We start from the raw sequence: 13,590 nt of genomic DNA on the forward strand, positions 1-13,590 counted from the left end.
CTCAGGTTGATTTCTGCCCGTCGAGCGTCTCGCGCAGGATGTCGGCGTGCCCGGCGTGCTGGGCGGTCTCGGCGATGACGTGCATCAGCACCCGGCGCACGCTGCGCACCGCTCCCGGCTCGTGCCAGGGCGCCGCCGGCATCGGGTGCGTCACCGACAGGTCGGGTACGGCGGCGACGATCTCCTCGCTGCGGGCGGCGACCCGCTCGTAACGCGCGAGGATCCCGGCCAGCGTCTCGCCGGGCAGCATCTGGAAGTCGTTCTGGTGATCGATCGCCCATTGCGGGACCTCGCGTGCGGTACCGGCCGCGAGGTCGGCCCAGGTGACACCGTCGGGCAGGTCGTACCGCATCGCCGCCGGGCCCTCGACCACGAAGCGCAGCCACCCTTCCTCGATGGACGCGACGTGCTTGATCAGCCCGCCCAGGCACAGCGCGCTGACCGTCGGGCGCTCGCCGAGCTGCTCGTCGCCGAGCTCGCGGACGGTGTTGGTCAGGGCGGATCGCGCGGTCGCGAGCGCGGCGAGCAGGTCGCCCCGCTCGGCGTCGAGGGTTGAGGTGGCGGTCACGGCGGTCGGGCCTTCCGGGTTGTTGTCGTTGACTGGCACGCGACAACAATCACAGGAGTAGCGGACAGGGAGTGGCCGCTTCTCAGGGCAATATGGGGGTCATGCCGAAGACTTCAGCGCGACTGCTGGCGTTGCTCTCGCTGCTTCAGGCACGCCGGGACTGGCCGGGGGCGCTGCTGGCCGAGCGGCTGGAGGTCAGCCCGCGCACCGTACGCCGTGATGTCGACCGCCTGCGCGAGCTCGGCTATCCCATCGTGGCCTTCAAGGGGCCCGACGGCGGGTACCGGCTCGACGCCGGCACGGAGCTGCCCCCGTTGCTGTTCGACGACGAGCAGGCCGTCGCGCTGGCCATCGCGCTCCAGATCGCCACCACCGCCGGCGCCGGCATCGGGGAAGCCGCGGCACGCGCGCTGAACACCGTCCGGCAGGTCATGCCCGCACGGCTGCGCCACCGGATCGACACCCTCCAGGTCACCGCCGTCGAGCGGCCCGCGACGGACCCACCGGTCGACAGCGGCGTGCTCATGGCACTCAGCGCCGCCGTCCACGCCCGCGAGGTGCTCCGCTTCGACTACGACAACGGCGAGCCGACCCCACCGCGCCGGGTGCAGCCCCATCACCTCGTCACCTGGGGCGGGCGCTGGTACCTCGTCGCCTGGGACCTCGACCGCGAGGACTGGCGCACCTTCCGCGCCGATCGGATCACCCCGCGCACCCCCACCGGCCCCCGCTTCACCCCGCGCGAGCTGCCCGGAGGCGCGGTGGCCACCTTCGTGGCCAGCAGGTTCCGAGGCTCCGACGGCACCGGCACCTGGCCCTGCCGCGGCGAGGTGATCCTCGACCTACCCGCCGCCGCCGTATCCCGCTACATCCGCGACGGAGTCGTCGAGGAACTCGCCCCGAACCGCTGCCGGCTCGTCCTGGGCTCCTGGTCCTGGCCCGGCCTGGCCGCCACCATCGGCAGGTTCGACGCCGACATCGAGGTCGTCGGCCCGGCCGAGCTCAAGAACGCCTTCGCACACCTGGCCCGCCGCTACGCCAACGCCGCAACCGCCACACCACCCCCGATCCAAAGCCGGCCGGGCCAGTTCGACAAGGCAGCGCAGTGAACTGTGAGGTTGGCGAGTCGCCTCACATTCCGAGGCGTTGTGTCGTCGGACTAGTGAGACACCATCCAGCACGGCGTCGTGGTCGGCGACAAGGTGTCGATCAGCCTCGAGATCCAGGCCGTCCTCCAGAAGTGAGCCGACCCGGACGGGCTGCCGCACACCGGCAGCCAAACCCCCCGCTGTGAGCCCGAATGTTCATATCGACCCCAGAGGAGAAATCTCATGTCAACAACCGCGGCAACGAGCAACAAAGCGACGTTCAGGCGCTTCCATGACGCCCTCAACAGCGGGGATGCGGAGGTCATCTCGAAGACGATCGACGTCGTCGTCGAGCCGGACGTGCTGTTCCACGCGCCGGTGCCGATGGATGCGACGGGCGCGCAGGCACTCAAGCACGTGTGGGCGGTGCTCCTTCGCGCGTTCCCCGACATTCACGTTGCAGTTGAGGATGTGATCGCGGAGGGGGACAAGGTCGTCTTCAGGAACACGGTTACCGGCACCCACCAGGGCGAGTACAGGGGCCTGCCACCAACCGGCAAATCCGTCACATACCACGAGATCTTCATCTTCCGCTTCGCAGGCGGCCGAATCGCTGAGATCTGGGGGGTCGTCGACGTCTTCTCACAGCTGCGGCAACTCGGCGCCATTCCGGCCTAGGGAGCGCCGATCCAGCTCAGTCCTGTGGCTTGCGCCAGGTGATGGTGTAACGCAGCAGGAGGTGACGGCGGTACTGGGAGCCGGGCAGGATCTCGGCGGCCAGCGCTCGCATCTGCGGGTACGTCACCGGCGGCGGCCACACGATGGGGGAGGGATGCTCCCAGTGGCCCTTTATGGCGCGATGGGAGATACCGGCGACGACGCCGGCCAGGTCGCGTGGCAGGTCTTTGGGCATGGTGCTGCGGGCCAAGCCGACGTGTGTTCATCCTGCCGGACTCGGGGCTTGACACGTCGGCGACCTCACGTACCAGTCGGATGAGTCGTATTCTTCGTGACCCCGTTTTTCTCCCCTCGTCAGATCTGGTGGCAATTAGTTTCGGCTAGGGGTGGAGAAATTAGGGGTGTGCGCCACGGTACGGGTGTCGCACGCTGGTGCCCGGGCAGGTTCACTTTCGCGTCACTCGTGCTCGATCTCTATCCATGCTGGCTGAATAGATTCTGAGGTGCGCTGGAACAAGCCTCGTGAATGCGAGGTGAACGATGGATCTGAACTTGTCGACACCCCTATCGATGCCGATCCCATGCAATTGGAAATACCAGGCGCCGAGCGCCTGACGACAAGGAGACCGATCGTGTTCCGACGAATCCTTCTCATCCCAGCCCTGTTAGTCAGCATGCTGACGCTGGCGAATCCCGTACAGGCTCAGACGACTCCGCCGTCGCTGCGCATCCTGCTCACCAACGACGACGGCTACGCCTCGACCTACACCCAGGCGCTGCGCACCGCGCTGATCGCCGCCGGCCACCAGGTCACGATCGTCGCCCCGGCGGCCGACGCGAGCGCCGTCGGCACGTCGATCAACATCAGGTTCGGCACCACCCTGACGGCGTCCCAGGTGTCGCCCGGCGTCTGGTCGGTCGCGGGCAGCCCGGCCGACGCGGTCGCGTTCGGCGTCAACACGGTCTTCGCCGGCAACCCGCCGGATCTGGTCGTCTCCGGCCCGAACCCGGGCGAGAACGTCGCCTCGCTCGCCAACCACTCGGGCACGGTCGGCGCCGCCGTCACCGCCCTCGCCGCCGGCCTGCCGTCCATCGCGCTGAGCGTCGCCAGGGACGGCTCGGCCTTCCCGACCATGACGCAGGCCACCGCGTTCGCCGTCAAACTGGTCAACCGTCTCGCCGTGACCCAGCAGAACGGCCGCCTGCTGCCGCCGCACACCGGGCTGAACGTGAACTACCCGATCGTCACGACCGGCCAGGTGAAGACCGCCTCGCTGGGCCTGTCACTGCCAATCAGTACGGCCTACGCCCCGGCCACGGACGTCTGCCCGACGTGCTTCCGCATCCTCCCGGTCTTCGCCACGACCCCCGACCCGGACAACAACTCCGACCGGACCCTGCTGACCGCCGGAAATGTCACGATCACCGCGATAGACGGGAGCTGGGAGGCCGGCCCGGTGGCCACCTCCCTGGTCCGCGCCCGCGTGCACAGCCTCACCCCGTAATTCGCGAGGCGACCCCGTCGCGCGCCTCCAACCGGAGGCGCGCTTGACGGTCGGGGAGCCTGAACTACTGCGATTTCAGTAGAGGAATTGCCAGCAGGCGCATGACGACGGGAACGTTCATGGGCAGCGAGTCTGACGGGGTCCTCGATTCCGATACGGAGGCCTCGTCCCGTGGCTGCGTTTCTCTACCGGCTTGGCCGTCTGGCCTTTCGACGGCGCTGGTATTTCGTTCTGGTGTGGGTGGCCGTTCTGGGCGGCGTCGGCTTCGCGTCGACCACCGCGTCCGAGCTCCCTGACGACACCGGGTCCATGCCCGGCATCGAGGCGCAGCACGCGCTAGGCCTTATGCGGCAGCGGTTCCCTGGCGACGCCGAGACGGCGACCGCCCGGGTCGTGTTCGTCGTCCCGGCAGGAGAGCAGGTCACCGACGCCGGCAACCGCGCGATCATCGACCGGCTCGTCGGCGAGGTGTCGCGGGGACGCCAGGTCGCCGGCGTTGTGAGCCCGTTCCAGGCGCGGGCGGTGAACGAGGACGGGTCCACGGCGTATGCGACCGTCATGTATACATCCGGCGATCTCACCGACGAGACCAAGGATCATCTTCGGGAGGCCGTCGACCAGGCACGGGCGGCGGGGCTGACGGTGGACGTGGGTGGGCCGGTGCTGGCCGACGAGCCTGAGGTCGGTGGGCTGAGCGAGCTGGTCGGCGTCGCGCTCGCCGCGCTGGTGCTGCTGATCACGTTCGGTTCGCTGGTGGCCGCGGGCCTGCCACTGGTGACGGCCGTGCTCGGCGTCGGCGTCAGCATGCTCACGATCTTCGCCGTGGGCGGCGTCTTCGGGCTGTCCGCGACCAGCAGCACCCTGGCCTCCATGCTGGGACTCGCGGTCGGCATCGACTACGCCCTGTTCGTGGTCTCCCGCTACCGCGAGGAACGAGCCAAGGGACACCCGCCCCAGGAGGCGGCCGGCCTGGCCGCGGGCACCGCCGGTTCTGCGGTGGTCTTCGCCGGGCTCACCGTCGTCGTCGCGCTGGCCGGGCTCGCGCCCACCCCGACGGCGGGTTCACCGTCACCTCCGAACTGCCGATCCTGCTCTGACGACGAAGACGGACCCATGACCATCCGCATCCTGCTCGCCGACGACCAAGCGCTGCTGCGCACGACCTTCCGGATGCTCATCGAGGCCAACCTCGACCTGGAAGTGGTCGGCGAAGCCGCCGACGGCGAAGAAGCGGTCGCGCTGACCCGCGCCCACCACCCCGACATCGTCCTCATGGACATCCGCATGCCCGGCGTCAACGGCCTCGCCGCCACCGCCGCCATCTGCGCCGACCCGAGCCTGTCGACCACCCGCGTCCTCATCCTCACGACCTTCGAAACCGACGAGTACGTCGCCCAGGCCCTGCGCGCCGGCGCCGGCGGATTCCTCGGCAAGGACGTCTCCGCCGACGCGCTGCTCGACGGCATCCGCACGGTCGCCGCCGGCGACGCGCTCCTGTCACCCACCGCCACCAGAGCCCTGATCACCCGATTCCTCACCACCCTTGAACCGGACGCGCCCCCTGCCGAGCGACTGACCGCCCTCACCACCCGGGAACGCGAAGTCATGGCCTTGGCCGCCGATGGCAGGTCCAACTCGGAGATCGCCCACCACCTGGTCGTCAGCCCGCTGACCGTCCGCACCCACATCCAGCGCGCCATGACCAAACTGCGCGCCCGTGACCGTACCCAACTGGTCGTCATCGCCTACCAAACTGGTCTGGTACGCCCGCAGCCCTCCCGCTGACGAACAAGAATCCTCGGGGGCTGTCGAATTGGCGGTGTCCTGTACGACGTCATGGGTGTACGGCAACCCCGCCGCGCGAGGAAACAACTGGAGTCGGACCATGAAGTACATGTTGCTGATCAACGCTGGTGCGGTCGACGGGAACGGCGCGGCCGCCGAGTGCAGCGTCGAGGACTGGATGAGCTACGACAAGGAGCTGAAGGAAGCCGGGATCTACGTCTCCGGGGAGTCGCTGGCGGACCTGGTCACCGCCACGACGGTGCGGGTCGGCCAGGACGGCGGGCGGACCGTCACCGACGGGCCGTTCGCCGAGACCCGCGAGGTTCTCGGCGGCTTCTACGTCATCGACGTGCCGGACCTGGATGTCGCGCTCGACTGGGCCGCCCGCAACCCCGGCGCGCGCGGCAGCGGGTCGGTCGTGGTGCGTCCGATCGCCGACTTCGGGGCCTGACGGTGCGGGACGAGGGAGCCGGCATGTCCGTCCAGTCGTCAGTGGAGTCGGTGTTCCGTGAGGAGCGCGGCCGGCTGCTCGCCTCCCTCGTCCGCCGTTTCGGCGATCTCGACCTGGCCGAGGAGGTCGCTTCCGAGGCCATCGAGGCGGCCCTGGTGCAATGGCCGGTCGAGGGCGTTCCGGCCAGGCCGGGCGCCTGGCTGCTGACCACGGCCCGGCGCCGGGCCGTGGACCGCCTGCGGCGGGACCAGGCCTACGCCGCCCGCCTCGCCATCCTGCAGGTGGAGGCGGACCGGGCCGCCCCCGCTCCGCCCGCGGACGCCGACGGCGATCTCCCCGACGAGCGGTTGCAGATGTTCTTCACCTGCGCCCACCCCGCGCTCGCGGCCGAGGACCGCGGGGCGCTGACCCTGCGCTGCCTGGCCGGTCTGGCGACGCCCGAGGTGGCGCGGGCCTTCCTCGTGCCGACCGCGACGATGGCCCAGCGGATCGTCCGGGCGAAGAAGAAGATCCGCGAGGCGCGCATCCCCTTCCGGGTGCCCGGCGCCGACGAGTTGCCGGAGCGCCTGCCCGGGGTGCTTCAGGTCATCTATTCGATCTTCACGGAGGGTTACGCGGCCAGCTCGGGCCCGCGGTTGCAGCGGCTCGACCTCGCGGAGGAGGCCATCCGGCTGGCGCGGATACTGCGCCGGTTGCTGCCCGCCGAACGGGAGATCGCCGGTCTGCTCGGGCTGATGCTGCTGATCCACGCGCGACGCGACGCCCGGACCGGCCCGGACGGCGAGATCATGCTGCTGGACAAGCAGGACCGCGGCCGGTGGGACCGTACGATGATCGAGGAGGGCCGCGCCCTGGTGATCACCGCGCTGACCGGCGGTCCGGTCGGCCCGTACGGGGTGCAGGCCGCCATCGCCGCCCTGCACGACGAGGCCGCCGACCTGGCGACCACCGACTGGCCGCAGGTCGTGGCGCTCTATGACGTACTGCTCGCGCTCACACCGTCCCCCGTCGTCGCGCTGAACCGTGCCGTGGCGATAGCAATGCGTGACGGCCCCGAAGTCGGCCTGGCGCTGCTCGACGAACTGGCCGACGAGCCGCAACTGCGCGGTCACCACCCCTACCCGGCCGCCCGCGGGGACCTGCTGCAGCGCCTCGGCCGCTTGCCCGAGGCCGCGGTGGCCTACCGGGAAGCGCTCGAACTGGCGGGCACCGAACCCGAACGAGCCCACCTGCGGCGCAGGCTGAACGAGACCATGACAGCGGAACACCACTGATAGGTCGCTACCGTTACCCCTGGCAGTTCCGGGGGCCGACGCTCTGCCCTGCACCGACGACGGTGACCTGGGCAGGGCTTCCCGGCGCCGTGGCGGCGGCCGTGCACGCGATCTGCTCGACGGCCAGTGTGGACAGTTCGCCGGCCGGAGTGGACAGGTTCACCACCAAGTCGCCGGTCGGCTTGGCGGTCACCGAGAACGGGCCGGCGTCGGTCGGGACGTCGGTGGTGAGTCCGTGCGCCTGTTCCCTCGCGGTGGGTCCGGCGGCCAGCAGCGCGAGCGTGTCCGCTGGGGACAGTGGAGGACCACCGGGCCGCGTCACCGCGTTGAGCCGGCCGTTCTTCACCAGGTAGAGGGTGATCGTCGTGGTTGGTGCGACGCCTCCGGCCGGCGGGTCGCCGCCGACGATGACGCCGCTGGGTCGCACGCCGCAGCCGGCCACGGCGACGAGCGATATGAGGCCTGCGGCGAGCACGCGGCGGGCAAGCCCGGTCCTCACTCGGGGCCTCCGTCCGGATCGTGTGCCCGGCGTGGCAGGCGCAGCGTGAACACGGCGCCGCCGTCCGGGGCGTTGGTGACGGTGAGGTCGCCTCGGTGCAGGCGCGCGTTCTCCCGCGCGATGGCGAGGCCGAGGCCGCTGCCCTCGGACCTGGCCCTGGCCGCGTTGGCCTTGTAGAACCGATCGAACACGTGCGGCAGCACCGCTTCGTCCAGCCCCGGTCCGTGGTCGCGGACCTCGAGAGCGATCCAGTGCGGGTCGGCGGAAAGCCGTACCGACACCGGTGGCTCGCCGTGCCGCAGGGCGTTGCCGACCAGGTTCGCGAGGATGACGTCCACTCGGCGCGGGTCCAGCCGTGCCGTCACCGCGGGTGGCAGCTCGGTGTGCACCGACTCGGACCAGCCCCGGGCCCGCAGGGTCGCGCGCACCAACTCGGCCACGTCTATCTCGTTCAGCGTGAGGGCCGCGACGCCGGAGTCGAACCTGCTGATCTCGATGAGGTCGTTCACCAGCCCGGTGAGGTTGAGCGTCTCCTGGCTGACCAGCCTGGCGGCCTTGCCGGCGGGCTCGGGCAGCCGGGCCGCCTCCTCGTCGAGGACGTCGGCGACCGCGGTGAGCGCGGCCAGCGGGGTGCGCAGCTCGTGGGACACGTCGGCCACGAACCGGCGGGCGTCGGCCTCCATCTCGCGGAGCTGCTTGACGTGCCGTTCCAGCTCCGCGGCGGTGTTGTTGAACGTGCGTGCCACGTCGGCCAGCTCGTCGGAGCCGCTGACCGCGATCCTGGTCCGCATCTCGCCCTCGCCCAGCAGGCGTGCCGCCCGGCCGAGCTCGCGCACCGGGCGCAGCACGCCACGGGCGGCCAGCAACGCGAGGACGACCGCGAACGCCAGGGCCGCCCCGCCGGTGCGCCAGGCGGATGTGGCGAGCTCGTCGATGCTGAGCTGTTCGGGAAGCAGGTTGCGCGCGGTGTAGACCTCGATGCCGGACACCCGCGTCGTCCGACCCCGTTCGGCGATCAGCAACGGCGTGCCGACGATCAGCCAAGGCGAGTCCTGCACCACCACCCGCTGCCACGCGGTACGGCCGCTGGCCACCACCCGCCGCAACTCAGGTGAAATCACCCCGAGATCCCAGAGCAGCGCTCTCCCGCCCGGCCTCAAGTCCCCCGGCGGCGAAGGGACCGGCGAGTGCGTCTCGCCGTAGAAGGCGACCGCGAAGTTGCTGTTCTGGTCGGTCACGGCGGCGGCGATCTCGCCGAGCTCGGTCGGGCCCGGCGCCGCACTCCGCAACGGGTAGAGCGCCTCCAGGCGGCTTGTCACCGCCTGCACCGTGGCATCCTGGGTCCTCTGCAGGATGGCGTTGCGGGCCTGGACGTAGATCCCGCCGGCCACCGCCGCCGCGGTGACCACACACAGCAGGGCGAACGCGAACAACAGCCGGGCACGCAGCCCCAGTCTCGGCCGAGGTGTCACCGGCGGCTCACACCGGCCCGAACCGGTACCCGAACCCCCGCACCGTCTGCACGTAGACGGGCGCCGCCGAGTCGTCCTCGATCTTCGCGCGCAACCGCTGCACGCACGCGTCCACGAGACGCGAGTCGCCGAAATACCCGTGCTCCCACACCGATTCCAGCAGCTGCTGGCGGCTGTGCACCCGGCCCGGAGCGCCGGAGAGCTCGAGCAGCAGGCGCAACTCGGTCGGGGCGAGGCTGACCGGCACGCCGCGGTTGGCGACCACCAGCCCGGCCCGATCGATGGTCAGGTCCCCGTGCCGCTCCAGCTCCGCCTGGTCCCGGCCGGTCCGCCGGAGCACGGCGCGAATGCGTGCCTCGAGCACCCTGGGCTGCACCGGCTTGACCACGTAGTCGTCGGCGCCCGCCTCCAGCCCGGCCACCACGTCCATGTCGTCGCCGCGCGCGGTCAGCATGATGATCGGTACCTCCCCGGCGGCCCGGACGCGGCGGCAGACCTCGAACCCGTCCATGCCGGGCAACATCAGATCGAGTACGACGACGTCGGGAAGGTCCGTACGCAGCCGGTCCAGCCCCTGCTCGCCGGACTCCACCGCGCGCACCCGGTGCCCATGCCGGGTCAGGGCCAGCTCAAGGCCCTCCCGCACGGCCGGATCATCCTCGATCAACAACACTCGCGACACGCCGCTGAGTTTCACCGCACGCTCCGTAACTCCCCCGCCGGTCAACCCCATCCACTGTCGGCCGACCGTGTCCCCGCCTCGTCCGCGCCATGTCATGGTTGTGTCACGGTCTCGCCGACGGTGGCGCCGTCGACAAACGGTGACATACGGCTGACAACGCGCGCACATTCGGCGCCAATCGTAGTTCGTCATGAGCGAACCACGGACCATCCCACCTCGGCCCCGTGACCGGCTGTACGCCGCGGTCACGCTGGTGCTCGCCGTGCTCCTGCTGCCGGCGGCGTTCGTCCGCCATCCCGGCCGCGCCCGCGAACTGGCCTGCCGGTGGGCGTTGCGGATGCGATTCCCCGCCGAGGATCTCACCGGGCTCACCGACGGCGCCATGGCGGCGTTCAGCGCGGCGCGCACCGAGGCCCTCTGGCGTCACGGCCAGCTCATCGGCCTCACCTCGGGATACCGCGACCCCCTTGTCCAGCAACAGATGTTCGACGAGGAGGTGCGCCGCGCCGGCTCCCCGGCCTCGGCCCGAATGCTCGTGCTACCACCGGCGGAATCCTGCCACGTCAAGGGCATCGCGCTGGACGTGCGCCCGCACGAAGGCGCGCGCTGGCTCGAGGAACACGGCGCCCACTACGACCTCTACCGCATCTACGACAACGAGTGGTGGCACTTCGAGCACCGCCCAGACAGCGGCGGCACGCCACCACGACGACGCCCCCACCCCGGCGTGGGCTAGCCCAGGTATGCGATTTATCGACCGGGCGTTCGAAGAGGGGTTAGGGGTATGGCAGCGGAGAGTACCAACAAGTCCGGATTGCTGGGATGGCGCCTGCAAGCAGCGCGCGAGACGGCGTTTGTGGGGCGGGAGGAAGAGCTCGCGGTTTTCCACGCGGCGTTGTACGGCGGCGGCTTCTCCGTTCTATACGTGCACGGTCCCGGCGGCATCGGGAAGTCGGCCTTGTTGCGGCGGTTCGCTCACGAGGCCGCGGTGGCGGGGCGGCCGGTGTCCATGGTGGACGGGCGCATGCTGGAGCCGGCGGCGTCCGAGGCTGAGGCCGAGCTGGTGCTTCGCGATGCGGACGCGGTGCTGCTGGTCGACAATTTCGACCGAATTCAGGGCTTGGAGGGATGGCTGCGCGAGCGGTTCCTGCCGCGGGTGCCCATGGGGGCGCTGGTGGTGATCGCCGGGCGAAACCCGCCGGATATGCGGTGGCAGGCGGATCCGGGATGGGCGGGGGCGCTGGCGGTGCTGCCGCTGCGCGACCTGCGGGCCGGAGATGCGCAGGCCCTGATGGACTCCTCCGGGGTGCCGGCCGAGTTGCGCGAGCCGCTGCTGGCCTTCGCCGGTGGTCATCCGCTGGCGCTGCTCCTGGGGGCGGCCGTGGCGGCGAAGGACGGCGGGGCCGGCAGGCGGTGGACGCCGAATCACGACGTAGTGGCCACATTGCTGGATCAGCTGGTGGGCGAGCTGCCTTCGGCGGCGCATCGGCATGCTCTGGAGATCTGCGCGCATGCGTACATGACGGCGGAGGACCTGCTGCGGGCGGCCTTGCCGGAGGACGCCGGGACGTTGTTCCGGTGGCTGCGGCGGTTGCCGTTCGTGGAGTCGAGCAGTCTCGGGCTGTTTCCGCATGACGTGGTGCGGGAGCTGCTGGAGGCGGACCTACGCTGGCGGGATCCCGGGGGGTACGCGGTGATGCACGACCGCATCCATGCGCATCTGGCGGAGCGGGTGCGCACGGCGAGCGAGGGGGACCTGCTCGGCGCGGTGGCGGCACTGCTCTACCTGCATCGCGGCAACGGGGCCGATTTCCACGGCCGCCACCACGAGGGCGAGTTCCAGGAAGAGGTGGTGCGGGAGGAGGACGTCGGCACGTTGCTCCGGGTGGCGACGGCAGCGGAGGGTGCGGCGTCCGCGGGCCGCGCCGCCTTCTGGGCGGAACGTCAGCTGGAGGCATTCCGGCTGTATCGACGGACCGAAACCGGCGAGCCCGTGGCCTTCTCCGCGTGGTTGCGGTTGGCGGAACTCGATGAGGAGGAGCTGGCGGCCGATCCCATCGTGGCCATGGCGTGGGCGCACGCGCGTGCCACCACGCCGTTGCGCGCCGGTGAACATTTGGCGGTCAGCCGGCTGTGGGCGCTGCCGCCGTACCGCGGAAACTCGCCGGTGATGGATTTGATCCAGTGGCGAGTGATCGGCAATTGTCTGCGGGCCGAGCGGATGGCATGGTCATATATCGAGATACGGCATCCGGACCAAGCGGCGGTGGAGCATTTACGGCGGCATTACGGGATGCGTGACATCTCCGAGCAGCCACGGCTGGGGGAGGACCCGTACACCCTGTTCGTTCATGACTGGCGCGCGGTGCCGGCGCAGGCGTGGCTGGAGCGGATGAACCACCTGCTCGTCGCGGGGCCCGCCGCGACGGCGAAACTGGCGGTGCTGTCCCAGGCGGAGTTCGCCGAGGCGGTTCGCAAGGCGTTGCGCCAGCTGTCGCGGCTGGACGCGCTGGCCGCTTCCCCACTGACGCGCACCAGGCTGATCGCCGAGCGGGCCGGGCAGAACCCGGCCACGGCACTGGGTGACCTGCTACGCCAGGCGATCGACGACCTGCGTGCGGATCCGCGCTCGGTCAAGTTCCACCGGGCGCTGTCCGTCACGTTCCTCCGCAGCACGCCCACCCAGGAGCTGGCCGCGGAACGACTCGGCCTCCCTTTCACCACCTACCGCCGCCATCTGGCGGCCGGCATCGAACGTGTCTGCGCCGACCTGTGGCACCGGGAGCTGTACGGCACCAGCGCACCGGCGTACCCATCCACCTGAGCGTCAATCGGCAAGCGCGAAGCCGGCCGCCGCCTCCGCGTGCAGTCGAGCGCTCGGCAGCACCGGGATGGCGCTGTCCTTCGCACCGATCAGCAGCTCGATCTCCGTGCAGCCGAGGATGACGCCTTCCGCGCCGTCGTCTGCGAAATCATCGATGATCTGGGCGTACGCGTCCCTGGACGATTCCCGGAGCACCCCGCGCACCAGTTCGTCGAAGATCACGCGATGGACCAGTTCCCGCTGCTCACGCCGAGGGACGACCACGTCGAAGCCGTGGGCGGCCAGCCGATCCCGGTAGAAGGGCTGCTCCATGGTGAAGAGAGTGCCCAGCAGACCGACCTTGCGCATGCCCCTGGCGCGGACCTCGGCGCCCACGGCGTCGGCGATGTGCAGCACGGGCACGCTCACGGCCCGCTCCACGTCGTCGCTCACCCGGCTGAAGGTGTTGCTGCAGACGAGCAGGAGGTCGGCGCCGAGATCCTCCAGTTTCCCGCCCGCACCGGTCAGCAACGTGCTCACCTCGTCCCAGCGGTCGGCGAAGATGAGGTCCTCGACGGTCGTGTAGTCGACCGACCAGATGAGGCTGTTGGCGGAATGGCTGCCGCCGAGTCGCTCGCGTACCCGCTGGTTGATGATCTGGTAGTAGATCATCGTCGATTCCCAGCTCAACCCGCCGATGAGACCGATAGTGCGCATGGAACTCCGTTTCGCCAGCTCGTGCCGGCAGGCTAGGCGGAGCGCCTGCTCATTTAGCAGACCAGAAA

The 13,590-nt window shown here is 70.2% G+C and carries 14 protein-coding genes and 1 pseudogene; 9 read left to right on the forward strand and 6 right to left on the reverse strand.

Annotated elements, in window-relative coordinates; genetic code table 11:
- Position 1: 1 nt before the first annotated feature.
- The gene (locus tag ABGB08_RS25160; RefSeq protein ID WP_347594311.1) at positions 2–607 is read right to left on the reverse strand and encodes a DinB family protein; all 606 of its coding nucleotides are present in this window, start codon (positions 605–607) and stop codon (positions 2–4) included.
- 62 nt (positions 608–669) lie between these two features.
- On the opposite strand from ABGB08_RS25160, the gene ABGB08_RS25165 reads away from it, so the two are divergent.
- Both ABGB08_RS25165 and ABGB08_RS25170 read left to right on the forward strand, forming a co-directional pair.
- Positions 670–1,677: a WYL domain-containing protein gene (locus ABGB08_RS25165; protein WP_347594313.1), complete on the forward strand. Its 1,008-nt coding sequence runs from the start codon at positions 670–672 to the stop codon at positions 1,675–1,677.
- A 222-nt stretch (positions 1,678–1,899) separates the two neighbouring features.
- On the forward strand, positions 1,900–2,334 hold the full coding sequence (locus ABGB08_RS25170; protein WP_347594315.1) for an ester cyclase: 435 nt from the start codon (positions 1,900–1,902) through the stop codon (positions 2,332–2,334).
- Positions 2,335–2,350: 16 nt separating this feature from the next.
- On the opposite strand, the gene ABGB08_RS25175 is transcribed toward ABGB08_RS25170, so the two are convergent.
- Positions 2,351–2,584, reverse strand: a complete 234-nt coding sequence (locus ABGB08_RS25175; protein ID WP_347594317.1) for a hypothetical protein — start codon at positions 2,582–2,584, stop codon at positions 2,351–2,353.
- A gap of 382 nt (positions 2,585–2,966) precedes the next feature.
- Here ABGB08_RS25175 and ABGB08_RS25180 point away from each other — a divergent pair, with 382 nt between their 5' ends.
- The 5 genes and pseudogenes from ABGB08_RS25180 (at position 2,967) to ABGB08_RS25200 (ending at position 7,349) form a co-directional block, all read left to right on the forward strand.
- Positions 2,967–3,839 (forward strand): 5'/3'-nucleotidase SurE, encoded by an 873-nt coding sequence (locus tag ABGB08_RS25180; protein WP_347594319.1) that lies wholly within the window; start codon positions 2,967–2,969, stop codon positions 3,837–3,839.
- A gap of 309 nt (positions 3,840–4,148) precedes the next feature.
- A pseudogene (locus ABGB08_RS25185) lies at positions 4,149–4,871 on the forward strand (MMPL family transporter); the annotation flags it as partial.
- Between the two features lie 81 nt (positions 4,872–4,952).
- Positions 4,953–5,624 carry a response regulator transcription factor gene (locus tag ABGB08_RS25190; RefSeq protein ID WP_347594490.1) on the forward strand — a complete coding sequence of 224 codons (672 nt, stop codon included), beginning with the start codon at positions 4,953–4,955 and terminating at the stop codon, positions 5,622–5,624.
- 100 nt (positions 5,625–5,724) lie between these two features.
- The gene (locus tag ABGB08_RS25195) at positions 5,725–6,075 is read left to right on the forward strand and encodes a YciI family protein (RefSeq protein WP_347594321.1); all 351 of its coding nucleotides are present in this window, start codon (positions 5,725–5,727) and stop codon (positions 6,073–6,075) included.
- A gap of 23 nt (positions 6,076–6,098) precedes the next feature.
- Complete coding sequence (locus tag ABGB08_RS25200; RefSeq protein WP_347594323.1) at positions 6,099–7,349, forward strand: DUF6596 domain-containing protein; 1,251 nt, start codon at positions 6,099–6,101, stop codon at positions 7,347–7,349.
- Positions 7,350–7,362: 13 nt separating this feature from the next.
- Here ABGB08_RS25200 and ABGB08_RS25205 read toward each other — a convergent pair whose 3' ends face one another.
- The 3 genes from ABGB08_RS25205 to ABGB08_RS25215 are packed head-to-tail and all read right to left on the reverse strand — an operon-like array spanning position 7,363 to position 10,002.
- Entirely contained in the window at positions 7,363–7,848 is a 486-nt protein-coding gene (locus ABGB08_RS25205) for a hypothetical protein (RefSeq protein WP_347594325.1), read from the reverse strand.
- On the reverse strand, positions 7,845–9,320 hold the full coding sequence (locus ABGB08_RS25210) for a HAMP domain-containing sensor histidine kinase (protein WP_347594327.1): 1,476 nt from the start codon (positions 9,318–9,320) through the stop codon (positions 7,845–7,847). Before ABGB08_RS25210 ends, ABGB08_RS25205 begins: the two co-directional genes overlap by 4 nt.
- Positions 9,321–9,327: 7 nt before the next feature.
- Positions 9,328–10,002 (reverse strand): response regulator transcription factor, encoded by a 675-nt coding sequence (locus tag ABGB08_RS25215; protein WP_347594492.1) that lies wholly within the window; start codon positions 10,000–10,002, stop codon positions 9,328–9,330.
- A 190-nt stretch (positions 10,003–10,192) separates the two neighbouring features.
- Here ABGB08_RS25215 and vanY-N point away from each other — a divergent pair, with 190 nt between their 5' ends.
- A complete protein-coding gene (vanY-N, locus tag ABGB08_RS25220) occupies positions 10,193–10,738 on the forward strand; it encodes a D,D-peptidase/D,D-carboxypeptidase VanY-N (RefSeq protein ID WP_347594329.1) in 546 nt (181 codons plus the stop codon).
- A gap of 48 nt (positions 10,739–10,786) precedes the next feature.
- Positions 10,787–12,826, forward strand: coding sequence for an ATP-binding protein (locus ABGB08_RS25225; protein ID WP_347594331.1), 2,040 nt, complete (start codon positions 10,787–10,789; stop codon positions 12,824–12,826).
- Between the two features lie 3 nt (positions 12,827–12,829).
- On the opposite strand, the gene ABGB08_RS25230 is transcribed toward ABGB08_RS25225, so the two are convergent.
- Positions 12,830–13,522 carry an aspartate/glutamate racemase family protein gene (locus ABGB08_RS25230; RefSeq protein ID WP_347594333.1) on the reverse strand — a complete coding sequence of 231 codons (693 nt, stop codon included), beginning with the start codon at positions 13,520–13,522 and terminating at the stop codon, positions 12,830–12,832.
- Positions 13,523–13,590: the final 68 nt, after the last annotated feature.

The organism is Acrocarpospora sp. B8E8 (assembly GCF_039871605.1).
Classification (GTDB): Bacteria; Actinomycetota; Actinomycetes; order Streptosporangiales; family Streptosporangiaceae; genus Acrocarpospora; species Acrocarpospora macrocephala.

Bases quoted from the DNA above. Each gene is read 5' to 3' on its own strand.
- ABGB08_RS25190 (WP_347594490.1), top strand. From the start codon at position 4,953: ATGACCATCCGCATCCTGCTCGCCGACGACCAAGCGCTGCTGCGCACG.
- vanY-N (WP_347594329.1), top strand. From the start codon at position 10,193: ATGAGCGAACCACGGACCATCCCACCTCGGCCCCGTGACCGGCTGTAC.
- ABGB08_RS25225 (WP_347594331.1), top strand. From the start codon at position 10,787: ATGGCAGCGGAGAGTACCAACAAGTCCGGATTGCTGGGATGGCGCCTG.
- ABGB08_RS25165 (WP_347594313.1), top strand. From the start codon at position 670: ATGCCGAAGACTTCAGCGCGACTGCTGGCGTTGCTCTCGCTGCTTCAG.
- ABGB08_RS25230 (WP_347594333.1), bottom strand. From the start codon at position 13,522: ATGCGCACTATCGGTCTCATCGGCGGGTTGAGCTGGGAATCGACGATG.
- ABGB08_RS25200 (WP_347594323.1), top strand. From the start codon at position 6,099: ATGTCCGTCCAGTCGTCAGTGGAGTCGGTGTTCCGTGAGGAGCGCGGC.
- ABGB08_RS25195 (WP_347594321.1), top strand. From the start codon at position 5,725: ATGAAGTACATGTTGCTGATCAACGCTGGTGCGGTCGACGGGAACGGC.
- ABGB08_RS25170 (WP_347594315.1), top strand. From the start codon at position 1,900: ATGTCAACAACCGCGGCAACGAGCAACAAAGCGACGTTCAGGCGCTTC.